Raw genomic sequence first — 22161 nt, forward strand, 5'->3', positions numbered from 1 at the left:
GACTGCTATTTCGGCACACTGATGCCGCATAATTGGGGCGTCAGTGTGCCAATAGATTCAGTCAATCAACTCAACCCGAATAAGCGTGCAATCACTACTTGGAACTTCAATGTCAAAACCATCACTGCCTCTAACCCAAACCATAGCCTCACCATCATCCCCATCTTCACTGGGTTTATTGGTCAATAATTCATACTCTTCATTATCAATCATCACCAATACTTTGGTTTGCAGAGACTGCACACTCTGATTGCTTACCTGTCGGTTAGACGTGATTAGAGATTCCTGAGGCTCAGTCGGCTGGGTGTTGGCCTCATTATGACTACCGTCAATAGCAATTACAGTTTGCTCTATACCAATAATCTGTGGGTTAGCCGTGATGTCGGGCTCCTGAGGCTCCGTCGGCTGAGAATTTGAAGTGGGAATGCCACTCTCTGCCGGTATTTGGCTTGAATTTAGTGCATTGTCATTCAGGGGTTCGGTCAGCTTGATTTTCCCTTTAGCAATATCCAACCATTTCTGGGCTTCAGGACGCCCCAATCCACCTTGATTTTCAGCTTGGGCAATAAGTTGTGCAGCAGATTCGGGACTAATCTTGTACAACTCTGAAAGAATATTGAGAGTCTCAACATAGGTGACAATATTTTTGTTATAAAGCTCAACGACAGATCCAGGCATTTCCAGCAGTTTCAGATGTTTTGAGACAAAGGGCGATTTCTTTCCGATACTCTCGGCAATATCAACAACTTTCATCCCTGCTTGACGCAAATCATCAAATGCTTTAGCCAGTTCCAAGGCAGTTAGGTCGTTTCGGGCCACGTTCTCAACTAACTGACCAATAATACGATCATGGGTAGTCAGGCCCTTAGCTAACGAACGGTCGACAAATGCTCTTACTGGCTCATTATTAAGCTTACATGCTCGCCATCTTCTCTCACCAATATAGATACAGTATCTGCCATCTTCATCAGCAGGGAATAGGGTGATCGCTTGCTTTTGTTTGCCGCCTTTTAGCGTCTTGGCCAGGGCCTCTATCTCTTCAGGGTCAAAATAGGTCCGAACCTGTGGGTTTGAGTAGATTTTGCTGGTATCCATCCAAACGACTTCTTCCACATCTTTCTTGGGGCGAATTAGTGAACCCAGCGCAGGTGTCTTATTGTTATCTGCTCGAGCAGCGGCGGCGAATTTATTCTTGCTCATCATCATTCTCCTGATGTTCAATCCTACTCATAATCTCCTGGGCAAGATCGGTAAATTGCATCGTAGGTTCCGAAGCCGGTGCGTAATCCAAAATAGATTGTGCTAATAACTGTGCCTCACTGATCTTTGGCGAAGTCCCAATAATGGGCTTCATCAGTAAATCGCCATATTGCTCATCCAAAGATGATAAATAAGCATCTTGAATATTCAGCAATTTATGTTTGGTTCTATTCACGAAAGTGGCTTTGTTAATCACTACGCCCAATAATCGCAAATCGTGGTCGAACTGACTGATGGTATTATTGGCAGTGGTAATTTGTAGGCGAATGCCTTTCTTCGCGAAACGAGCGAGTTCTGTTGGGATAACCAACCAATCAGATGACCGGTGTGCTGCTGCCAGCAGATTACCAAAGGAAGGTAAGGTATCGATAATGATGATATCAAAACAATCCTTAACCTCCTGAATTCGTTTATGAAAGATATCAACCACTGATAGATTATCACTTTGAATCTGGGCCAAATCTAAACTGGAACCAATCAAATACAAGTTATTGCTAATGCGCAGAGGTCTGAATGTCTTATCTGGCGTAAACATATTCCAGACATGCGACACCCCTGGTACAAATATCTCCGCATCGATCTCTGGTTCAATTTCCAAAGGAAATGTTTCATCTTCACGGAAAAATTGCTCAGTAAGGTTTGCTTGAGGGTCCATATCGATGGTCAACACCTTATAGCCTTGTTTAGCGTAGGCTGCTGCCACATAAGCCGCTATCGTCGTCTTACCTACCCCCCCCTTCTGGGCACTAATAGCAATGACCTTTTTGCGCGGTTTATAAATACCATCTGGTTCAGAAAAAATTTGACCGGCTTGAATATCAAATTCATTTTCAATCTTGCCAATCAACTCTTCCGGCATAACACGGAAATTAGAGCTTCCTTCTGGTGCAATATAAGATTTCAACGTCCGCAATGGGATACCAAGACGATCTGCAATCGTATCCCAAGTAACTTTACCGGCCTTTAACTTCACTTTTCTAAGCAAAAAAGCTTGTGGGGTCATTCTAGGCGACATTTTTAATCCTTTCATTAAAAGGTCCACACAGAACTGACATTGTGCCGAATGCCAAGCATAGCCATTGACACAACTTTATTAAAAGGCTTCAGTTCGCGCTGTTGGGTCAGTTGATTAATACGGGTTTTGATTTTCTCTTTACTGATCTCACCAAAAAAATACAAAGATCTTTATTTTTCATAGCCGGTACTCGCACATGCTCAATCTTTTTAACTTGGGAATATTGCAGAGCAAGTGCTAGAATACTATTCTGATTCATCGGGCATTCCTTCTCTAGTTATCTCGATGCGAAGTGGAGGCTGTGACTCTTGCCGGGGTAAAGCCTCCCAAGTTACTGTGTTCTTATCGTGTACTTTATTTTTACATAGTACACACAAAGGGCACATATCATCAAGACCTAATCAGCGTAATTCCCCCTTTTTTGAGAATATCATCACAAAATTTGGTCATGTATTCAATGTGGTTATTAGTATCACATAAGGTAATGCTCACGCTCAATGAACGTACCGATAATACTGTCATGCATTTCTGCCGATTTTGAGTATCCGAGAGTCTTGCGGTTCAGTCGTTTCAACCGATTACGAATATTCAGGTTTTCACGCTCAATCCGCTGCGTGTAAAGCTTGCCACTGATGTGTTTTTCATCCGGCAACATGTCATAAGCACTGAAGTTGTCGGTACACCAAAAGACGACATTGAAACCTAACAGCAACCCCAATAATTGGCGAAATGTCTTTTTGCTCCGACGACCAAAAACATGAGCAATAATACGTTTGAAGCGAGGCTCCCAGGCATACCAAAGCCAGCGTTGCTGCTTTTTGTTGCCGATAAACGACCACATCTCGTCCACTTCGCAAATGAGTTGAATTTGCAGGTTATCCAGTGGCAGCGTTGTTACATTCCGCGGCGAGAGTTTTTTAAAGTGCGCACAACGGTATTGATGCTGATATGTAACGCCCGTGCAGTGTCACGAATACCGGCATTGTTCATAGCAAGATCGACAATTTGATCTTTCATACCGGGGTGGCATGCACGGTACTCGTATTCTAGTTGAAAGCTCCGGCGGCAGGCCTGACAGCGGTAGCGCTGATGCCCGGAGCGTCCTGGTCCGTGCTTTTTAACAGAGTGCGCCTGCTCACAAAATGGGCATTTCACATCAACCTTAGCCATCAAACCCTCTCAGATAAATGCGAAGATGTTACCTGATGATCTCCGCATTGAATACATGACCCACTGGCGCCACTGGCTGCATTGATGCGTCTGGAACTGCTGAAAAGAACGGTGTTACATGCCGATGAAACACCCTTGCTGATACTGGATGCGAAGCAGGGGGGCAAAGCGCGTAAAGGTTACTTGTGGGCCTATGTCAGCGGTGAGAAAACCGGGCCTGTCATCGTCTGCTTCGACAGCCAACCCGGTCGGGCAGCGAAATATCCGCAAGCGTACCTGAGCGGCTGGAACGGTAGCCTGGTGAGCGACGGCTACGCCGCCTATCATCCCCTGAACAAGGGTGGCGATGTGGTTAACGTGGCCTGTTGGGCGCATGTGCGGCGGGGCTTTGCGGACCTGTTCAAAGCGAATCAGGATCCGCGTGCAGAAACAGCCTTGAAGATGATTGGCCAGCTTTATAAGTTGGAAAAGAGTATCCGACACCGACCGGTCGATAAAATTCGGCAGTGGCGACAACGGTACTCGAAGCCCAGACTGGAGGTATTGTGGGTCTGGCTGACGTGCCAGGTTAAAGCCTGTGCGCCGGGTTCGGCGTTATATAAAGCTATCCAATATGCGCTGAATCACAAAATTGCACTTTGCCGGTTCGTGGAAGATGGCGAATTACCGCTGGACAACAACCGGTGCGAGCGCGCCATCAGGCCAGTGGTGATGGGGCGGTCGAACGGGCTGTTTGCGGGGTCATTGGCGGCGGGTCAACGCGCAGCAAACATCATGAGCTTGCTGGAGACCGCACGGCTGAACGGTCTTGAGCCGTACGCGTGGTTGAAATCGGTGCTGACGCGTTTACCGGAATGGCCGGAAGAGCACCTGCACGAACTGTTACCCTTCCCCGAAAATACCTTCACGGACTAACCGATTCTGGGTCATGCAGAACCAACCTCTTATGTCAATGTGAGTTCACCGTAGTATTACCACACAAGCGGCGCTTATTCACCAACTCAACCCCGCTGTCCGGGGCTGGGCGAATTATCACCGCCATGCCGTTGCGAAGGCCACCTTTACCAAGGTCGATAGCCAGATTTGGAAAGCACTATGGCAATGGACGGTTCGGCGCTGGATCAAGGAACGATATTTCCATGTTGTCGGTGCGCGGCATTGGGTGTTGGCCAAGCAAAGCGCGGCAGGGGGTTTTCATCCGATTAGAGCCTTAGCCTTTGCTCTGATCTCAGCAAGTTTTTCAGGCGATACAGTGCCTTTTTTTGTTACTTTTCGCGCTCTCCAGTCGACACAGGTAACTTGATCGGCAAGAGCAACACTTTCGCGGCTACTCGATAGTTCTACCTCAAATGGATAGCCTTTAGCTTTAGTGGTACACGGAACGCAAAGCAGCAACCCTACGGGATTATTGTAAGAAAAAGGGCTAAGGACGACCGCAGGGCGATGACCTCCCTGTTCGTGACCTTCTACGGGGTCAAAATCCAGCCAGATCAGATCCCCGGAGTTTGGTACGTAACGTGAAACCATTTAGATCAATTCCTTTCCAACAGGCGAACCAAAATCTATTTTTCCGTGAACGTTATCTGGTGTGATACCTGATAACAGTACATCCAGTGAATACTCTTTAGATTTCAATGGAACTAAAACAATTTGGCCAGCTTCATCAATTTTCAAATCGAGTTTATCTTCAACATTAAGTGCTGCTGCTTGCATTACGCTGGCTGGTATCCTGATCGATGGGCTATTGCCCCATTTTTTTAGCGTTACTGTTGTCATTAACATTTCCTCCCTTACATTTGTAGATACATTGTAGAGGATAAACAATGTATCTACAAGCCCCCTTCCTTGTATGTAATAGCTACGTGATGGTTAGCTACTATCACATGAAGCGGAGTGAGTCAGTCCCCTTCCCAAAGGTCATAACCTTGATTAGTAGCTGATGACCCTCCGCTTCCCTTTCACGCCAGCATTGATCTTGAACGGTTACCAAGAGCACGACTCTGCATGTACAAGGCGAATAGGCGTGATGGTCAGGTGAAAGGAGAACAGCAATGTACCAACTAGGAATCGATGTCAGCAAAGCATCACTGGATATTTGTTTACTTCTTGATGGTGTCCGCGGACGGATAAAAACCAAAAAATTAAAGAATGACTATCGTGCTGTGAATTCAATTATTTCATGGCTTCAACAGCAAAATTGCAAGCCTGAAGATGTACAGACCATCATGGAAGCCACTGGAGTCTACCATGAACTTCTGGCTACAGGATTACACCTAGCCGGGGTACCCCTTCCGCTCTGCATAGCCATGCTGACTTATAGCGGATGATGTTTATGAGTTAAGCCCTTTTAACCCCGTTAGCGCGGCGTAGCCGCGATGTATCGGGGCTTAGTGCTGACAGCTTGCTGGAAGCGCTTAGGGGGCTGTACGTCAAAACTAAAGCGATCTTTTTCTTGACTCAACACGGTAGCTGCTAGACAGAGTTTTTAGCTTACTTTCAACAGTGATGTAGGTAAGGGCGAAAAGCGCCTTTTCGCTGTATTGCGTCCCGTTGACGCCATGCCTCCGGGCAAAGACCGGAGGTGCTACTTAAAGTCTGTTGGGGAGCATAGCGACCATGCCGAACCGGCGCGGCCGTCTGGCCGCTGCAAGAGCGGTCATTATTAGTTTTCCCCGTTATCCACAGATCTTATCCAGCGAATAAATAGATCTTTAATGAAATTAAGTAGGTCGAAGACCTGATTGTTTTGCAGCTAACTATTGGTTGATTGCAGATAATCACATTTACCTATTTGCAGGTAAATGTGCATAAAAGATAACGGTGCGTGTCAAGGTAGTTGTCGCCTCTGTTAGATCACGCAGCGAGGGTTTCTCGCTCCGGATTCAGCCACACTTCATCCTGCCAACTCCAGTTTCTTGTCTGCCCTGACCACCGATGCGGAGTTCGCATTTTTGCCGCTTCATACACCGATTTCCGTTTCTCCAGTAAAGCAACGTCTTCACCCCGGTGCCGTTGGCCTGGCGTTACATACCTGATACCCCTGTGGCGGTGCTCTTCGTTGTACCAACTGACGAACCCTTCCACCCAGGCTCGCGCATCTTCCAGTGTCGCGAACCCTTTCTCCGGCCACGAAGGCACGTATTTCAGCGTTCTGAACAGCGACTCCCCATACGCGTTATCGTTGCTCACCCGCGGCCGGCTGTGCGAGGCCGTTATCTTGTAAGCGTCGTTAAATCCCCACAGTGATCAACTGCGGGGTTTAAGGTAGGGTGATTTTCCAGGGCAGGAGCGCGTCCCAGTCGATCTTCTCCTCCGGCGATTTTAGCTCCGTCAGCACAGCATGAAGATAGTCATACGGGTTCAACCCGTTGATTCGCGCGCTTTCCACCAGGCTGTACAGCAGCGCGCTGGCGTGCGCGCCCGCTTCCGTATGGGTAGCTTCACGTTGGTGGAGTAAAGACGCTGTCTGGCGTTAAAGAATGCACTGCGGGTGATGGCATGCAGGCGGCAGAACGCAGTCTGGTTAAGGCCGGAGCGTCGCTGCTCCTCGATGATGACGCGCCATTCCTCAGTTGTACGGTAAACCCCCATAGAAATTCCTCTTCGTATGATCGAAGTGGAAATGATGGCGGTTCAGAGATCGCAAAAATAGGTGTGGTTCCAACGACGCTTACTCTTAAACAGCATCTCACGAGCTCGCGCACATCTGACAGATGAAACAAGATGGCATTGAACTCCCTGCTTATGTAACCACCATGCGATGTTGCGGTGATAATCAGCTGTAGGTTCAAAGGCCGCGATAATATCATCATGGGGTGAAGCGGTGAGCGCAAGCAGTCGATTGAACCCTTCCAGTGTATTTTCGATACGCAGGTAAGATGTTCGTCCATCCGGGTGCCGGATTTTTGCATCGTGATGTTTTTTAGCGATATCTAGGGCAATCAGAGTCCCCGATACACCGATGTTACTAACAAAAGTGTTCATTGATTTTCTCCACTTGTGACAGACACAGACATTACAAGTTGTAGAAAATAGCTGACTTAAACGCTAGCTGGATGCACTCAATAGGTATCATGGTTCTGAATTTGCAGGGAAAATGCTGGACAAGTGGGTGTATGAAAGAGGGATCAGGATCGACTTCTCACGCCCGGGAACACCGACGGACAACGCTACGGTGGGGGTCCTTTAATGGCAGATTGCGGCAGGAATGTTTGAACGAGAACTGGTTCATGTCTCTGGAGGATGCACGGTGCAAAATCGAGGGCTGGCGGATACACTATAACCAGAGCCGTCCCCATTCTGCCCTGGGCTGGATGACTCCTTCTGAATTTGCCGAGAAATCTGCCGGTTGCCAGAATATGCAGCCAGAATGAAGCCGGTTATTCCTGATTATGAATGGATCACATACGGGGAGCGGGTCACCACAGTCGAACTTAAACCATAAGTATATAGGGAGGGTGTACACTTCCGTGGGTTTATCCGTTTATTGTACTGGATAAGTGGATCTGTTTAACGTACATCTTTCATCATGACCACTTATAGTATCGGAATATTATCTTTGATTAGTTCTCTGGTGTTCTCGTAATTGCTATGACTTTACTTTCTTTGAAGTCTATCATGAGCAATAAGAAGCATCTGATACATACTCAAATCCTCATTCCCTGTTTGTTTCATAATTTGCTGAAATTCAACAAATAATTGAGATTCTAGCTCTTTTGAACTCAAATATTCCGGATGTTCACTAAAAAAGTCTTTTGTTTGCTTTATCGCCAATTGTTCGCTGTTATTATCGTTTGAATTCGTTTGATTAGCGCCTAAGGTGTTGCATCCACAAAGTATGCAAACCATTAGTATACATACAAATTTCTTTATCGGTTTCGTTCCAGTCTTAATCATGGGTAACCTACACATCGTTCAGGAGTACACTGTTTGCTGTTAAATTTTTATTAGCAGCAATGCCAGTATTGTTTCTGCATAAACATGTCTAACGAGTGATAGCCGTTATTGAGACAATAGCATAATATTTCAGATACTGTTTAAATATTCAATATCTAAACGAGCTATTTAGGGGGATCTTTTTTATATAGAGCAGAGTATCATCGTAACTATTATTGAATTTTTACTATAAAAGTACCAAAAATTTACTTTTGTACTCTTATGATATTCGCAAACTTGTGTTTTAAAGCAAAATTTAATATTGCAGTGAGTATAAATTCATGTTCAGTTATGTGATCTCGAGCCGCTCTGGCTTTAGCCTGAACACTGAGGTTTGCTGATAACCAAAATGATTTTTTACTCGGGTTGTTCTTTCTGGGAACGTGAACGTAATCAGAGGCTCCTTGCAGTGTATGATCGATAAATTCTTTCACGGCCTCGTCATACAGTTCACCAATACTTATGGAACGAGAGCGTGCCATAAGCTTGGCTGATTCATGAATTTCAGCAGGGATTGTTGCTCGGCGAAGAATGCGGCCATTACGAATTGATATAAGAGAATGAGTCGTTAAATTTTTCATCAAAATCACCTAGTTGATGGCGATCTAAAGTAATCTAAAAATGATTGTATATTGATGATGGCTTATCTGCAACGTTCCGTGAAGGGTGGAGATAACATGCAATGCAGTGCAGTGTTTTCGCTTAATTTGCTAGAGCGGTAACGACTGATCTTTGAAAAACGGGAGTGTTAGAAATTTTCTGTCACTCCAGTAAAATATCTCAAAAAGGAGTGACTAATGATTCAGCCTTTCGAGTTCGACTCCCATCTGGCTGGATACCCTCCACTATAAAATACGAGAGGATGGAGGTTATGTTACGGCACAAGCGCTCAACCTTGAGGGTAAAAATGTGACTCTGTAATTATATCTAACTGAAAAATAAGGGTACACTTCGAACTGTCGATACTGACTGACCTGCAAAATCATGGCCTGAAATATATCCTGATCGCGTGCGTGGATGGACTGATGCCCTTTTCAACGCCAGTGCTTCTGGTCGTTATATCACTGGCGCTGACATCATAGGGCCATTTGTTGCGCATCGCACGCTGCGCGGTCATTCGGGGTGACATCGACCAGCCGATAACGATCCGCGACCCCAGGTCAATCACCACCGCCAGATACAACTAGCCTTCGTCCGTACGTCCGTAAGTATGTGATATTGCCAACCCACTTCTGGTTCGGGCCACTGGCGTAAAAATCCTGCTTCAATAGGTTATCTGAGACCGGTAGCCCGTGTGGGCGATAGCTGAGCAGACTGAACCTGCTTTTTGCCCGAACTCCTTGGTGGCGCAGGCTAGCCCCGACAGTTTTTAGATTATACGGTACATCCTGTTCACGGATCTCATCAGCCAGACGGGGGCGCCGTAGCGTTGTTTTGCCTAGCTGAAAACATCATAAACAGCCCTGTCGCAGAGCTGGCGGAATTACTGACGTTAATTTATCACCGCACAACAGGTAAGCCACGCATACCAGGGGGTCAGTTTGGATATCGAAAATGACAAATAGAATATCCGCTCGTAATAATAAATAACCCCGATAACCCCGATAACCCCAAAATTATTGTGCGATGGAGTTACTGGGGATATAATAATTAAATCAGGGCGCAACAGGGCAAAAGGATGGATAGCAGAAAATTAATTGCAGAAGTCAAGGCAGACGGTTGGGAACTGGTCAGGGTTAACGGTAGCCATCACCATTTCACGCACCCTACTAAAAAAGGGCTGGTGACGATACCGCATCCCAAAAAGGACTTACCCATAAAAACGGTTAAGAGCATCAGGACACAAGCAGGAATTTAACTCCTGCTTTCTCGAAGAGGCTTAAATTATGTTTTACCCAATTGCGATTGAAGCAGGCGACGAACAGCACGCATACGGCGTAACTGTCCCAGATTTACCGGGCTGTTTCTCAGCAGGAGATACGATGGACGAAGCGATTTTAAACGCTAAAGAAGCCATAACCGGCCACATTGAATTATTGGTAGAAATGGGCGGGGATATCCCCGCAGTTTCACCACTCGGTGTGTTGTCGAAAGATCCAGAGTATGCCGGCTATACGTGGGCGGTTGTTGATATCGACGTGACTCGCTTACTGGGCGGCTCAGAGAAAATTAACGTAACGTTGCCGAAATCGTTGATTGACCGTATTGATCGATGTGTAGCAACTAATCCAGAATTTAAAACCCGGTCAGGGTTTCTCGCTCAGGTAGCGTTAGAGCGTATCGCTAAGCATTAAACCCCACATGAAGCCCGCTTATTGCGCTGAGGAATCCCCAGTAATGGGCGGGTAAAAAAAGACAGGCATAGAGTTTTGTGATCTACTGATTTGTGCAACCAATTCAATGAGATCACCTCTATGCCTGCTCGCCAAGTGTGTCAGAATTTTTCCCTGATGCATTAGCACCCTTTCACAAATACCGACAAAATGCTTTGCTGGATGCCACCATTGCGTTAATCGTAAACGTCGCTGGTACCGCACCTTCCGCTTAACGCGATGAAACATCATGCTTGTCTTTGGAATTCACCGAAGATCAGAGGCAATATGGCAAAGACGAACCATCGCACTCCCGACGAATGGCGTGAACTGCTCGACGCACAACAACGCTCCGGTCTCAACCAAACTCAATTCTGTAAACGCCATCAAATCTCACGCAGCGCTTTTTTCAATGCCAAGGATCGCCTCGTTGCGCAAGCCAAGTCGCCGCCGCCCGCATTTATCGCTGTCTCTCCGCTCAAACAGGGTTCTTTGCCGATAACGCCGCCTGTCGAACCCACTCCCGCTGTTGCCGAACCTGAGCTACCTCCGGTTGAGTGCGATTCTATCAAACTGACGCTCGCACACTGCTCACTGCAATTTCCCCTCAGCCTTTCTCCATTTTGGCTGGCGACCTTACTGCGGGAACTCACGCCATGAAGATGTTTGTCGATGCCACGCAGATTTATCTTCACCGCCTTCCCGTGGACTTTCGCAAAAGCATCAACGGGCTCACGCTACTGGTTGAACAGCACATGGCGTTATCGCCTTTTAGTGGAGCCCTGTTTGTCTTCTGCAATCGACGGCACGACAAAATAAAGGCGCTGTACTGGGACACCACCGGTTTTTGTCTGTGGTATAAACGCCTTGAACAGGCGCACTTCAAATGGCCTTCCCGGTTGAGTGGCGATACGTTGACGTTGGATGAACAACAATGGCACTGGCTGTTAGAGGGGATAGACATCACAAAAATACAGCGGCATCCCCCTCTGCATTACACCTCGTTGAGTTAATAAAAAAGTACAACTACCGGTTAAATAACAATGTATTAAGGGGCAGTAAAGGGTATAATTCATACCATGAAAACACTGCCCGATACCCTGCCAAACGGTTCTGTCGCATTAAGGCGTCGTCAGGTAACATGCTGTTTTTTTACGATGTTGCCTGCCCATGTCTCTCATCCGAAAAGCCTTCCGTCGCCTGCATTACCCCACTGATGTTATCGCTCAGTGTGTTCGCTGGTATCTCGCTTATGCCCTGAGCCTGCGTAACCTCGAAGAGATGATGGCAGAGCGCGGTATTCTTGTTGACCACTCCACTCTGCATCGTTGGGTTATCCGCTTGGTACCGTTGTTAGATAAGGTTTTTCGCCGACACAAGCACACAGTAGGTCGGCGGTGGCGCATGGATGAAACCTACATCAAAATCAAAGGCCAGTGGAAGTATCTGTATCGGGCGGTCGATACAGCAGGTCACACCATCGACTTTTTGCTGACCGCCAAACGGGACTCTGCAGCCGCATTACGCTTCTTTCGCAAGGCTATTCGCCATCACGGCGAACCCGAGGTTGTCACTATCGATAAAAGTGGGGCTAACACCGCAGCTTTGGCCACGCTCAACGCCGACAAACCCGATGAGGAAGCGATTACCGTCAGGCAAAGTAAGTACCTGAACAACCTGATTGAGCAAGATCACCGAAATATCAAACGTCGGAGTCGACCGATGCTGGGATTCAAATCGTTTCGGCGGGCACAAACGATCCTGGCCGGCATCGAACTGAGCAACATGATACGAAAAGGGCAATATCAACATCCGCAAAGTGAGGGATTGTCACTCGCGGAACAATTCTATTTGCTGGCTGCCTAAATAACCGACAACGCAACTTTGGCCAACTTCATGTCACTAATGCGACAAAGCCCGTGTTTTGTATAAGGATTCGACACCCATATCAAAACCGGTAACTCTCAACCTTTCAAGGTCCAGTGTCAGATCAAGTCGCGACTAATACACCTTATCAGATGCCGATCAAGCTCTCCGCAGGAATGCCAAACAGGCGATGCAATTTCCTGATCATGGGCAATGTCAGGCTGCGTTTACCATTCAAGACTTCATAGACGCGATTCACTCGACCAATCGCGGGTTCTAAATCTTTGGCAGTGAGTCCCATCTGCTCCATACGGAATTTTATTGCTTCAACTGCATCTGGCGGCGAAATCGGATAGTGCTGTTGTTCGTAGGCCTCGATCAGCATCACCATCACTTCCATATAGTCGAACTCAGGCGTTCCAATTTCAGGTTGAGAGTCAAAAAGCGGTTCTATCGCCTTTAAGGCATCTTTGTAATCTTGTTCTGTTCGAATTGGTTTAATGTTCATATTTGTTCACTCCGGTTCTATCGTATTAACGTCGATTGCATCATATTGTTTATGTGTTCCGATGAATTTCACATACACCCAACCAGCCGCATAAAAAATAGAAACCACTAACCGGTAATCATTCCCCTTTATATTAAATACCACCCGATTATTCTTCAGTATGCTTGCATTTCGATACTGGGCCTTAATATCAGCTGGAGTTTTCCAGTTGGCTTTTTTAGCCTCGTCGAACCAGGCTTTTAACGGCTGTTCGGCTTTAGGAAACTCCCCCCAAAATTCTTTCAGTGCTGCAATAGAGATTATTTTCATACAAGTATTTTAGTCCCAAAATGGGACATTAGCAATAAAAATCCCACCACGTGTGCAGAGACAATAAAGTTTGTCGGTTCTGTCGCATTAAGGCCTCGTCCGGTAACATGCTCTTTTTTTTACGATATTGCCTGCCCATGTCTCTAATCCGAAAAGCCTTCCGTCGGCTGCATTACCCCACTGATGTTATCGCTCAGTGTGTTCGTTGGTATCTCGCTTATGCCCTCAGCCTACGTAATCTCGAGGAGATGATGGTAGAGCGTGGCGTTATTGTTGACCATTCCACGTTACACCGCTGGGTTATCCGTCTGGTGCCCTTGCTGGACAAGGTATTTCGACGACATAAACACTCAGTAGGTCGTCGGTGGCGCATGGATGAAACCTACATCAAAGTCAAAGGTCAGTGGAAATATCTCTCTTTTAATCTGACTTATATTGACAACATTCACAAACAGGCCATAACAAATACGTAAATAGTTTCTCTCATTATTCTCTATATTTACGAGATTGCGGTTGCTATTGATGTGTTTTATTCAGTTTCCCAAAAGAAGATTAATGATTTGTATAGCCCCTCGACGTGATTAAGACTGTTCTGATAGGTTATCCGTAATGAAAATAACAGGTAAAATAGGGCATGGAAATAACGCACAACCACTAACCCGATTTATTAACATATATTAACATTTATTTAATGTGACTCTCGATATTTATTTTATCTTTTATATCATGAGCTATTTTTGATAGTTACCGGTTCATTACTGTGTAATTTACATAGTAATACCTCATTAGCCGATTTATTTAATTTCCCGCGTTCGACAGGGATAGCCGTCCGCCATTTTTGGCAGACGACGGTATGACATCAGTTTATTACGCCGTGCGGGCGGCAGAAGCCTTTATGGCACAGACAGACCCGCCACGCCGATACCCTGAGGGAACGTTGCGTCAGGCCGGTGACAGGATTCATTCACATTATTGGAACAGACCTTATGACAAAACACACGGCTTTCGCCGGAATAAACTGCACCGCTCCCCGGCGCAAACTCAACCCGGTCTCCCTGATGGTGCTGCTGGCGCTGTCATCCGTCAGTTATTCGGCCCTGGCTGGCACCTGTAACCCCTCACTGGATACGTGCGATGGCACGGATGTGTGGGATTTATCCGTGAATGGGGCACCGACGCAGGTAATGTCCTTCACTGACTACAGTGTTTTTAACGCCGATGTTTCGACACCGTTGACGAATGACATTAGTTTCTATGGCCACAGTACCTTCAATGCCATTGCGCCGATAGTCAATGAAACCTCACTGTACTTCTATGAATATGCTGTTATGAATGCCTTGGTGGCTGATGCAATCAGTGATGATATCAACTACCTTGTTGACAATGGCGCAGGATTTTTTGGTTCGAGTACCCTGAACGCTATGGTCAGCAATGCTATCTCCGGAGGGGTTATTTCTTTCCATGAGACTACCATCCTTAATGCCACAGCCAGCGATGCTATTTCGGGAGGAGAGCAACAGTTCAGTAGAGATAGTGTGTTAAACGCGTCCGCCGACCAGGCTATCTCTGGGGGAACACAAACGTTTAGTGGCGGTTCCGTGTTAAACGCAGAGGCTAGCAATGCCATCGTCGGTGGGATGCAATTATTTGCCGAGGCTTCCCAGGGACACCCTGAAGAAGCCCCTGTCCTTAATGCATCCGCCAGTCGTGCCATCAATGGCGGAACACAGCTTTTTTACGGTAACTATGCTTCCTCAGACTCAGACGAATCAAAGGGTGCCGAGCTTAATGCAACCGCCAGCGAAGCTATCTTCGGCGGGGTTCAAGAGTTTTACAATAACTCCGTCCTTAATGCCACTGTCAGCGGTGCCATTGCGGGTGGGGAGCAAACGTTCAACGGAAACTCTACCCTTGCGGCTGTTAGCGGCGCCATTGCGGGCGGTACACAGAACTTCAATAACAGATACGGCTTTACCGCCAGTGTGGCCAACGCCATCGTCGGCGGGGTGCAGAACTTCACCACGGCAGCGGGTCTCACCGCCAACGTGGCTGACGCGATTGCCGGCGGCACACAAAACTTCACCGGCGAATCCGTCCTTAACGCCACCGTCAGCGGCGCCATCGCCGGCGGCATCCAGAACTTCAATAACTCAGGCGGCTTTACCGCCAGTGTGGCCAACGCCATCGTCGGCGGAGAACAAAACTTTACCTCTGCAGCCGGCCTCACCGCCTCAGTGACTGACGCGATTACCGGTGGCACGCAAAACTTCACCGGCAACGCCGCCCTTAACGCCACTGCCAGTGGCGCCATCGCCGGGGGGACTCAAAATTTCTATGACAATAGCAGTCTTTCCTTGGAAAGCCATGGCATCACCGGAGGTACCCAAACATTTAACGATAATACGTTATTAATAGTCGGCCGTGGCATTAGAGGAGAAATCAACATCAGTGGCGGGACTCAGGTCTTTAACAACAACAGTCAACTGTTCATTCGGACGGATAATGCCCTCGCCGGCTCCCACGTTGTGCTGAATGATGCATCACAGATGGTGATGGATGACCATATTGCCTGGGTCAGCAGTCTGGCCGGCAACGGCGGGCAGGTCGCCGGAGGTCCTGCAGGTGGCGCGCTGACCATCAACGGCACCCACGGGGAAGACACCACCTTCGCGGGTCGGTTACTCAACAATGGCGGCTCCCTGAATCTGGTTAAAGATGGAACGTCACGCCAGACCCTGACCGGCGTCGGCTCCACCGTCAATGAGGTGGATGTGCGTGGCGGCACCCTGGCCTTTGCCCAGAACGGCACCTTTACCACCACCGGCAATTACACCACCCACACCGGGGCCACCACCGCCATCGGCGTGGACAATGCCACCCTGACCGTGGGCGGCGCCTTCACCCAACAGGCCGGCAGTACGCTGGACATCACCGTGGGCGGCGCACCGGACATTACCGCAGACACCGCGTCGCTGAACGGGAACCTGGTCATCAACGGTTTTGCTGACGGCCCGGCACCGGTCAAGGCCAGCGTCGCCACCACCACAACCTATAATCTCATCCATACCGCCAACGGCATTAGCGGGAACTTTGACAACAACCCGCTCACCCCAACCGGGCTGGATTACCTGCTCCACGACGGCTATCTCAGCAACAACGACCACGATTATGATATGCGCTTCCGTCTGGCCTGGACCGACGGTTTGCCGCGTCAGGCCACCGGCAGTTTTACGGTGAATGCCGGCACGGCCTTTGATATTGACTCGGCGCTGACTGACCAGAGCGTACCAACCGGCGGCTTTGCCAGTGGCTGGGATGGCAAGAGCCTGACCAAGGCCGGTGATGGCCTGCTGGTGTTGTCCGCCCTGAACCAGTATACCGGCAGCACCACCGTCAATGGCGGCACCCTGCGCACCGACATGGCTGACAGCCTGCTCAGCAGCAGTGAGGTCACCGTCAATGGCGGGGTCCTGGATTTGAACGGCATTGACCAGCGGGTGCAACAGTTGAACCTGAACAACAGCGGGACGCTGACCTTGGGCAACGTGAACGGCAGTGCCGTGAAGGCGGCGGCGACTGACTTTACCACCCTGACAGTGACCGGGGATTACCAGGGCAACAATGGCCTGCTGAACCTTAACACCCAACTGGGGGACGACAGCTCCCTGAGTGACAAACTGGTGGTGGAAGGCAACACCGCCGGCACCACCCGGGTGCAGGTCAACAACGCTGGCGGCAGCGGCGCCCAGACTCTCAATGGCATTGAAGTGATTCAGGTTAAGGGCCAGTCGGACGGCGTGTTTACCCAGGCCGGGCGTATTGTGGCCGGGGCCTATGATTACTTCCTGGGCCGCGGGGCCGGGACTGAGGCTAATAACTGGGTGCTGAACAGCAGCCTGTCACCGGACCCGGTCGACCCGGTCAACCCTGACGACCCGGTCAATCCGGTGGTACCGATAGAGCGACCGGAAGCCAGCGGCTATATCGCCAACCTGGCGGCGGCCAATACCTTGTTTGCCACCCGCCTGCACGACCGGTTGGGGGAAACCCAGTATATCGATGCCCTGACCGGGGAGCAGAAGGTGACCAGCCTGTGGCTGCGTAACGAAGGCGGGCATAACCGTTTCCGTGACAGCCGTGACCAACTGGGCACCCAGAGCAACCGCTATGTGATGCAACTGGGCGGGGATATCGCGCAGTGGACGACGGACCAGAGCCGCTTTCACCTCGGGGTGATGGGCGGGTACGGCAACAGCCAGAGCAAAACCGATTCGCGGGTGACCGGTTACCGGGCGGATGCGTCGGTGGACGGCTACAGCCTGGGGATGTACGGTACCTGGCAGGCGAATGACGCCGACCAGACGGGCCTGTATGTCGATGGCTGGGCGCAATACAGCTGGTTTGACAACAGCGTGAGCGGTCAGGGTCTGGCGAGTGAGCATTACCAATCCAAAGGGGTGACCGCCTCGGTGGAAAGTGGCTACACCCTGAAGGTGGGTGAGAATGCGGCCAAGAATGCGAAGGTCTTTATCCAGCCACAGGCGCAGGTGACCTGGATGGGCGTGAAAGCCGATGAACATAAAGAAGCCAATGGCACGAATGTGTCGGGCAAAGGCGATGGCAATATCCAGACGCGTCTGGGGGTGAAAGCCTTTATGAACGGGTCCAGTGCCCAGGACAAAGGCAAAGACCGGGTATTCCAGCCGTTTATCGAGGCGAACTGGGTGCACAACACCGAAGACTTCGGCACACAGATGGACGGCGTGACGGTGACGCAGGCCGGTGCGGGCAACATTGCCGAGCTGAAAACCGGGGTTGAAGGTCAGTTGAACAAACGGGTGAACCTGTGGGGCAATGTGAGCCAGCAAATTGGCGACAAAGGCTACAGTGACACGGCGGTGATGTTGGGCGTAAAGGTTAACTTCTGACAAACCGTTATCCCCACCGGTAAGGGACCTTCGGGTCTCTTGCCGGACATAACCCTAATTTGACTATATTGATATAGTGGCTCAGAAACCAAACCTCATATTCACTCAACAGGTCATCGATATGTCAACAATATGTTTTGATAACGGCTAATTAGCTGTTCTACTTAGGGCAATAATACAGTGAAAAAAAATAATCAGTCATCAGTCATTAGATTTGCGGGTGGTTCTGTTTTACATACTGAGATCAGCGATATTGCATTTCCTCTCTCTATTTCAATTCTTAGTAATGATGGTTATCTCACCCGGGGCCTCTCTGAGGTGATAAAAGACTCTCTGGAGAGTTTAAAAACCGCGTTCCGATTTGATACCAAATGGCGCCATAATAATGATAGAAGTATTCTATTTATTGATATCGCACAGGTAGAGAACCTGACTAAGTTAAGCGCAGGAATGATAAGCGTCAATTACACGGATCTGTTTATCATTATTCCCCATAAAGATTATAGCTTTCATCAAGCGTTATTCTCTGATAAAAAAGAAAATAATATCACCTATCTGTTTTTAGATGAGACAATATCAGTCTTTAAAAGAGTAATAATGGATGAGTTAGCGAAAATAATTGTTAATAAAACAAAAAAAAGAGATGTAACTAAAATAACACTGTCCGAACATACTTTGATTACACAGCTTTCAAAACAGGAATCTGTATTTATTCATTACTTTAAACGCGGCATATCAAACAGTAACATTGCTAAAATTCTAAATAAAAGTGAAAAAACCATCAGTGGTCAAAAACACTCTGCGATGAAAAAAATAGGGGCAAGAACCAACGTTGAGCTATTTCGTAAGGTGTGCTGGGGGGCGCGTATTCACCCAGAGTAAAAGATACTGCGGCAAACTAAATGTATCAGAAACTATTTCGTTAGCGCTGACATTGATAAGCCAGGAGGTATTTTAAAAAGCAACGCGACTCGGTACTGACTTTTTTCTGATGGCGACCGAGTAGAAATCTCTTATTTTAATTACGATATTTTCAGTAACAATACCCAGATATTGACCCGATAGTAATCACACATGACTTAATGTATACCCTCTGTGTACGTTAAATAATAAGGAACATAAAGATGAGAATAAAACTAAAGATTGGCCGAAAGATTTTCACCATTAATAATTCAGACGTAATGAAAATTCTAGACCAAAATAGAGAGGATGCAATCAAAGTAGGGCGGAGCGACAAGTTTAAGGATTTATTCAGAGAAGTGAAGAGAAATCAATCCTTGTCCTTTATTTATGATGTACTACGCAAGAACAATGAATTAATTGATAAAAATCCACAAAACATTGAGTTAACCACTTTGATTTTATTCAGACGGTTAAAATCCCTTACCATCAATGGAAAACAAAAGTTATTTAAGGAGGAGTATAGTATTGATAACAAACAACTAAAATTATCAGTTGGTAAAAAAATCATTAAAACGTTGAAGGTAGGAGAACAAAAAGAAAATAAAGAAGAGGAATATAGTGTGTTAACGGTAGATGACATCAATCCGCGCGCTAATATTTGGAGCCGATTATGGTTGAAAGCAAATGAATATGTGCATCACTGGAATGCACAGCGTAGAACCGCCAATGCTCTGGAAAATTTGAATACAGACCAATTAAAGGATATCGGGCTGAATCGAGATGATATCAAACGGGATTATAGCCGCCCATTTTGGCGTTGAATGCCCCCCATAACAATGAAGCTAAAGGAGGGGAAAGTAGAGTGATGGGCGTGGGGGCAGAGACTGGGACAGGGGATAATTTCCCTTACCCACCGTCATTCAGGCGGTTTTCGCGCGCTTGACAATACGTTCAGGATACGCTCAACGCATCGTAGCACAAAGGCACCGCTTTGTAATAGTACGGTGAACTTACATTCCAATTGATTTTCGTCTGGGTAGCATGCTGCTATATTGTAATAGTACGGTCAGGGCAAGATCGCAGTTTTTAATGAACTAAATGCCCCCCGTGGGATCATACCGTTATCTTAATAATCAGAGAGATAATGCCAATGTGTTTCATTGACCACTTTTCAACGCTGGATGACCCTCGTCGCAATATCAACGTGAAATACGATTTCCTCGATATCATATTCCGTAATAGTACGGTGAACTCACATTGACGTAAGGTAATACGTAATACGTAATACGTAATACTACGGTGAACTCACATTGACGTAAGAGGTTGGTTCTGCATGGCACAGAACCGGTTAGTCGGTGAAGGTGTTTTCTGCGAAGGGTAACAGTTCGTGCAGGCGCTCTTCCGGCCATTCCGGTAAACGCGTCAGCACCGATTTCAACCACGCGTACGGCTCAAGACCGTTCAGCCGCGCGGTTTCCAGCAGACTCATGATGTTGGCTGCGCGTTGACCCGCCGCCAATGACCCCGCAAACAGCCCGTTCGACCGCCCCATCACCACTGGCCTGATGGCGCGCTCACACCGGTTGTTGTCCAGCGGTAATTCGCCATCATCCACGAACCGGCAAAGTGCGATTTTGTGATTCAGCGCATATTGGATAGCTTTATATAACGCCGAACCCGGCGCACAAGCTTTAACCGGCTTTGTCGCATTAGTGACATGAAGTTGGCCAAAGTTGCGTTGTCGGTTATTTAGGCAGCCAGCAAATAGAATTGTTCCGCGAGTGACAATCCCTCACTTTGCGGATGTTGATATTGCCCTTTTCGTATCATGTTGCTCAGTTCGATGCCGGCCAGGATCGTTTGTGCCCGCCGAAACGATTTGAATCCCAGCATCGGTCGACTCCGACGTTTGATATTTCGGTGATCTTGCTCAATCAGGTTGTTCAGGTACTTACTTTGCCTGACGGTAATCGCTTCCTCATCGGGTTTGTCGGCGTTGAGCGTGGCCAAAGCTGCGGTGTTAGCCCCACTTTTATCGATAGTGACAACCTCGGGTTCGCCGTGATGGCGAATAGCCTTGCGAAAGAAGCGTAATGCGGCTGCAGAGTCCCGTTTGGCGGTCAGCAAAAAGTCGATGGTGTGACCTGCTGTATCGACCGCCCGATACAGATACTTCCACTGGCCTTTGATTTTGATGTAGGTTTCATCCATGCGCCACCGCCGACCTACTGTGTGCTTGTGTCGGCGAAAAACCTTATCTAACAACGGTACCAAGCGGATAACCCAACGATGCAGAGTGGAGTGGTCAACAAGAATACCGCGCTCTGCCATCATCTCTTCGAGGTTACGCAGGCTCAGGGCATAAGCGAGATACCAGCGAACACACTGAGCGATAACATCAGTGGGGTAATGCAGGCGACGGAAGGCTTTTCGGATGAGAGACATGGGCAGGCAACATCGTAAAAAAACAGCATGTTACCTGACGACGCCTTAATGCGACAGAACCCTATTGGCGTCAGGTCGTCATCACCCTGTTGCGGAAAAGCTACGCCAGGCTCGATTTACCTGCCGCTGGCTATCAACACATTCGGGATTACCGGGAATGGTGTCAGTTTCTTGAGGCGCTATATCAGCCATATCCCGTCACGCCATTTTAAGATGGTCAGGTATTACGGTTTTCTGGCCAACCGCAAACGGGGTGAGTTATTGCCTAAGGTCTATGCTGCCTTGGGGATTGAAATGAAGAAAAAACCGCAGAAACCGGGCTTTGCGTCACTGATGAAACAATTTACCAATGTGGATCCTTACCAGTGCGTGTTGTGTGGTAGTCGGATGGTTTTTAACAGTGCGGAAGCCGGTATCTGGGCAGAAGAGTTGTTGGCACGACGCAGGCAGGAGTTCAAAACAGAGCGATGGTTGCGGCAGGCGGCATAGGGAAGATCTGCCTGAAATTTG

General features: G+C 48.0%; 21 protein-coding genes and 8 pseudogenes. 14 read left to right on the top strand and 15 right to left on the bottom strand.

Going from position 1 to position 22161, the window contains the following annotated elements; all coding sequences use genetic code 11:
• Positions 1–57: 57 nt before the first annotated feature.
• The 3 genes from A6J66_000550 to A6J66_000560 form a co-directional block, all read right to left on the bottom strand.
• A complete protein-coding gene (locus A6J66_000550) occupies positions 58–1206 on the bottom strand; it encodes a hypothetical protein (GenBank protein ID PNM27216.1) in 1149 nt (382 codons plus the stop codon).
• Positions 1187–2290, bottom strand: coding sequence for a hypothetical protein (locus A6J66_000555; protein PNM27217.1), 1104 nt, complete (start codon positions 2288–2290; stop codon positions 1187–1189). Before A6J66_000555 ends, A6J66_000550 begins: the two co-directional genes overlap by 20 nt.
• Before the next feature lie 457 nt (positions 2291–2747).
• Positions 2748–3445 (bottom strand): IS1 family transposase gene (locus A6J66_000560; GenBank protein PNM27218.1). Its coding sequence is split into 2 segments (ribosomal slippage): positions 2748–3196 and positions 3196–3445, totalling 699 coding nucleotides; the frame shifts between segments, so codons are not numbered across the junction.
• A gap of 63 nt (positions 3446–3508) precedes the next feature.
• Between A6J66_000560 and A6J66_000565 the strand changes: the two are divergent.
• Positions 3509–4360: pseudogene (locus tag A6J66_000565) on the top strand (IS66 family transposase).
• Positions 4361–4415: 55 nt separating this feature from the next.
• Positions 4416–4622 (top strand): annotated as a pseudogene (locus A6J66_000570) (group II intron reverse transcriptase/maturase).
• A gap of 17 nt (positions 4623–4639) precedes the next feature.
• Here A6J66_000570 and A6J66_000575 read toward each other — a convergent pair.
• On the bottom strand, positions 4640–4972 hold the full coding sequence (locus tag A6J66_000575) for a toxin MazF (protein PNM27219.1): 333 nt from the start codon (positions 4970–4972) through the stop codon (positions 4640–4642).
• Positions 4973–5221, bottom strand: a complete 249-nt coding sequence (locus tag A6J66_000580) for an AbrB/MazE/SpoVT family DNA-binding domain-containing protein (protein PNM27220.1) — start codon at positions 5219–5221, stop codon at positions 4973–4975.
• A 275-nt stretch (positions 5222–5496) separates the two neighbouring features.
• On the opposite strand from A6J66_000580, the gene A6J66_000585 reads away from it, so the two are divergent.
• On the top strand, positions 5497–5772 hold the full coding sequence (locus tag A6J66_000585; protein ID PNM27221.1) for a hypothetical protein: 276 nt from the start codon (positions 5497–5499) through the stop codon (positions 5770–5772).
• Between the two features lie 526 nt (positions 5773–6298).
• On the opposite strand, the gene A6J66_000590 is transcribed toward A6J66_000585, so the two are convergent.
• The 3 genes and pseudogenes from A6J66_000590 to A6J66_000600 form a co-directional block, all read right to left on the bottom strand.
• Entirely contained in the window at positions 6299–6688 is a 390-nt protein-coding gene (locus A6J66_000590) for a hypothetical protein (protein PNM27222.1), read from the bottom strand.
• Positions 6689–6767: 79 nt separating this feature from the next.
• Positions 6768–6878, bottom strand: a pseudogene (locus A6J66_000595) (hypothetical protein).
• A 239-nt stretch (positions 6879–7117) separates the two neighbouring features.
• Positions 7118–7429 (bottom strand): annotated as a pseudogene (locus A6J66_000600) (IS110 family transposase).
• Positions 7430–7520: 91 nt separating this feature from the next.
• Here A6J66_000600 and A6J66_000605 point away from each other — a divergent pair.
• Positions 7521–7818 (top strand): annotated as a pseudogene (locus A6J66_000605) (IS3 family transposase).
• 223 nt (positions 7819–8041) lie between these two features.
• Here the strand turns inward: A6J66_000605 and A6J66_000610 are convergent.
• From A6J66_000610 to A6J66_000620, 3 genes and pseudogenes are all read right to left on the bottom strand, one after another.
• Positions 8042–8341, bottom strand: a complete 300-nt coding sequence (locus A6J66_000610) for an invasion protein (GenBank protein ID PNM27223.1) — start codon at positions 8339–8341, stop codon at positions 8042–8044.
• Positions 8342–8586: 245 nt separating this feature from the next.
• Positions 8587–8961 carry a hypothetical protein gene (locus tag A6J66_000615; protein ID PNM27224.1) on the bottom strand — a complete coding sequence of 125 codons (375 nt, stop codon included), beginning with the start codon at positions 8959–8961 and terminating at the stop codon, positions 8587–8589.
• Between the two features lie 498 nt (positions 8962–9459).
• Positions 9460–9881, bottom strand: a pseudogene (locus A6J66_000620) (IS3 family transposase).
• Positions 9882–10058: 177 nt separating this feature from the next.
• On the opposite strand from A6J66_000620, the gene A6J66_000625 reads away from it, so the two are divergent.
• The 5 genes from A6J66_000625 (at position 10059) to A6J66_000645 (ending at position 12558) form a co-directional block, all read left to right on the top strand.
• Complete coding sequence (locus A6J66_000625) at positions 10059–10238, top strand: type II toxin-antitoxin system HicA family toxin (GenBank protein ID PNM27225.1); 180 nt, start codon at positions 10059–10061, stop codon at positions 10236–10238.
• A 28-nt stretch (positions 10239–10266) separates the two neighbouring features.
• Positions 10267–10674, top strand: coding sequence for a type II toxin-antitoxin system HicB family antitoxin (locus A6J66_000630; protein ID PNM27226.1), 408 nt, complete (start codon positions 10267–10269; stop codon positions 10672–10674).
• A gap of 306 nt (positions 10675–10980) precedes the next feature.
• Entirely contained in the window at positions 10981–11352 is a 372-nt protein-coding gene (locus tag A6J66_000635) for a hypothetical protein (protein PNM27227.1), read from the top strand.
• Complete coding sequence (locus A6J66_000640; GenBank protein ID PNM27228.1) at positions 11349–11705, top strand: IS66 family insertion sequence hypothetical protein; 357 nt, start codon at positions 11349–11351, stop codon at positions 11703–11705. The genes A6J66_000635 and A6J66_000640 overlap by 4 nt, the downstream gene beginning before the upstream one ends.
• 157 nt (positions 11706–11862) lie before the next feature.
• Positions 11863–12558, top strand: coding sequence for a DDE domain-containing protein (locus A6J66_000645; protein ID PNM27229.1), 696 nt, complete (start codon positions 11863–11865; stop codon positions 12556–12558).
• 148 nt (positions 12559–12706) lie between these two features.
• Here the strand turns inward: A6J66_000645 and A6J66_000650 are convergent, their stop codons facing one another.
• Both A6J66_000650 and A6J66_000655 read right to left on the bottom strand, forming a co-directional pair.
• Positions 12707–13066: a helix-turn-helix domain-containing protein gene (locus A6J66_000650; GenBank protein PNM27230.1), complete on the bottom strand. Its 360-nt coding sequence runs from the start codon at positions 13064–13066 to the stop codon at positions 12707–12709.
• Between the two features lie 6 nt (positions 13067–13072).
• Complete coding sequence (locus A6J66_000655) at positions 13073–13375, bottom strand: type II toxin-antitoxin system HigB family toxin (GenBank protein ID PNM27231.1); 303 nt, start codon at positions 13373–13375, stop codon at positions 13073–13075.
• A 137-nt stretch (positions 13376–13512) separates the two neighbouring features.
• Between A6J66_000655 and A6J66_000660 the strand changes: the two are divergent.
• From A6J66_000660 to A6J66_000675, 4 genes and pseudogenes are all read left to right on the top strand, one after another.
• A pseudogene (locus A6J66_000660) lies at positions 13513–13791 on the top strand (IS6 family transposase).
• A gap of 2757 nt (positions 13792–16548) precedes the next feature.
• The gene (locus tag A6J66_000665) at positions 16549–18303 is read left to right on the top strand and encodes a hypothetical protein (GenBank protein ID PNM27325.1); all 1755 of its coding nucleotides are present in this window, start codon (positions 16549–16551) and stop codon (positions 18301–18303) included.
• A gap of 180 nt (positions 18304–18483) precedes the next feature.
• A complete protein-coding gene (locus A6J66_000670; protein ID PNM27232.1) occupies positions 18484–19185 on the top strand; it encodes a DNA-binding response regulator in 702 nt (233 codons plus the stop codon).
• A 242-nt stretch (positions 19186–19427) separates the two neighbouring features.
• Positions 19428–20027 carry a DUF1127 domain-containing protein gene (locus A6J66_000675; GenBank protein PNM27233.1) on the top strand — a complete coding sequence of 200 codons (600 nt, stop codon included), beginning with the start codon at positions 19428–19430 and terminating at the stop codon, positions 20025–20027.
• A gap of 527 nt (positions 20028–20554) precedes the next feature.
• Here A6J66_000675 and A6J66_000680 read toward each other — a convergent pair.
• Together A6J66_000680 and A6J66_000685 are read right to left on the bottom strand one after the other, a co-directional pair.
• Positions 20555–20875: pseudogene (locus A6J66_000680) on the bottom strand (IS66 family transposase).
• 80 nt (positions 20876–20955) lie between these two features.
• On the bottom strand, positions 20956–21651 hold the full coding sequence (locus A6J66_000685) for a DDE domain-containing protein (GenBank protein ID PNM27234.1): 696 nt from the start codon (positions 21649–21651) through the stop codon (positions 20956–20958).
• 27 nt (positions 21652–21678) lie between these two features.
• Here A6J66_000685 and A6J66_000690 point away from each other — a divergent pair, with 27 nt between their 5' ends.
• Positions 21679–22140 carry a hypothetical protein gene (locus tag A6J66_000690; GenBank protein PNM27235.1) on the top strand — a complete coding sequence of 154 codons (462 nt, stop codon included), beginning with the start codon at positions 21679–21681 and terminating at the stop codon, positions 22138–22140.
• The last annotated feature ends 21 nt before the right edge of the window (positions 22141–22161 follow it).

This window comes from Yersinia enterocolitica (assembly GCA_002082245.2).
GTDB classification, from domain to species: domain Bacteria; phylum Pseudomonadota; class Gammaproteobacteria; order Enterobacterales; family Enterobacteriaceae; genus Yersinia; species Yersinia enterocolitica_E.

What these genes read in the sequence shown, in the direction of transcription:
- A6J66_000685 (PNM27234.1), bottom strand. Translation starts at nt 21,651, where the DNA reads ATGTCTCTCATCCGAAAAGCCTTCCGTCGCCTGCATTACCCCACTGAT.
- A6J66_000640 (PNM27228.1), top strand. Translation starts at nt 11,349, where the DNA reads ATGAAGATGTTTGTCGATGCCACGCAGATTTATCTTCACCGCCTTCCC.
- A6J66_000550 (PNM27216.1), bottom strand. Translation starts at nt 1,206, where the DNA reads ATGATGATGAGCAAGAATAAATTCGCCGCCGCTGCTCGAGCAGATAAC.
- A6J66_000675 (PNM27233.1), top strand. Translation starts at nt 19,428, where the DNA reads ATGAGAATAAAACTAAAGATTGGCCGAAAGATTTTCACCATTAATAAT.
- A6J66_000690 (PNM27235.1), top strand. Translation starts at nt 21,679, where the DNA reads ATGTTACCTGACGACGCCTTAATGCGACAGAACCCTATTGGCGTCAGG.
- A6J66_000645 (PNM27229.1), top strand. Translation starts at nt 11,863, where the DNA reads ATGTCTCTCATCCGAAAAGCCTTCCGTCGCCTGCATTACCCCACTGAT.
- A6J66_000650 (PNM27230.1), bottom strand. Translation starts at nt 13,066, where the DNA reads ATGAACATTAAACCAATTCGAACAGAACAAGATTACAAAGATGCCTTA.
- A6J66_000630 (PNM27226.1), top strand. Translation starts at nt 10,267, where the DNA reads ATGTTTTACCCAATTGCGATTGAAGCAGGCGACGAACAGCACGCATAC.
- A6J66_000580 (PNM27220.1), bottom strand. Translation starts at nt 5,221, where the DNA reads ATGACAACAGTAACGCTAAAAAAATGGGGCAATAGCCCATCGATCAGG.
- A6J66_000615 (PNM27224.1), bottom strand. Translation starts at nt 8,961, where the DNA reads ATGAAAAATTTAACGACTCATTCTCTTATATCAATTCGTAATGGCCGC.
- A6J66_000625 (PNM27225.1), top strand. Translation starts at nt 10,059, where the DNA reads ATGGATAGCAGAAAATTAATTGCAGAAGTCAAGGCAGACGGTTGGGAA.
- A6J66_000655 (PNM27231.1), bottom strand. Translation starts at nt 13,375, where the DNA reads ATGAAAATAATCTCTATTGCAGCACTGAAAGAATTTTGGGGGGAGTTT.
- A6J66_000665 (PNM27325.1), top strand. Translation starts at nt 16,549, where the DNA reads ATGCGCTTCCGTCTGGCCTGGACCGACGGTTTGCCGCGTCAGGCCACC.
- A6J66_000555 (PNM27217.1), bottom strand. Translation starts at nt 2,290, where the DNA reads ATGAAAGGATTAAAAATGTCGCCTAGAATGACCCCACAAGCTTTTTTG.
- A6J66_000575 (PNM27219.1), bottom strand. Translation starts at nt 4,972, where the DNA reads ATGGTTTCACGTTACGTACCAAACTCCGGGGATCTGATCTGGCTGGAT.
- A6J66_000585 (PNM27221.1), top strand. Translation starts at nt 5,497, where the DNA reads ATGTACCAACTAGGAATCGATGTCAGCAAAGCATCACTGGATATTTGT.
- A6J66_000635 (PNM27227.1), top strand. Translation starts at nt 10,981, where the DNA reads ATGGCAAAGACGAACCATCGCACTCCCGACGAATGGCGTGAACTGCTC.
- A6J66_000610 (PNM27223.1), bottom strand. Translation starts at nt 8,341, where the DNA reads ATGATTAAGACTGGAACGAAACCGATAAAGAAATTTGTATGTATACTA.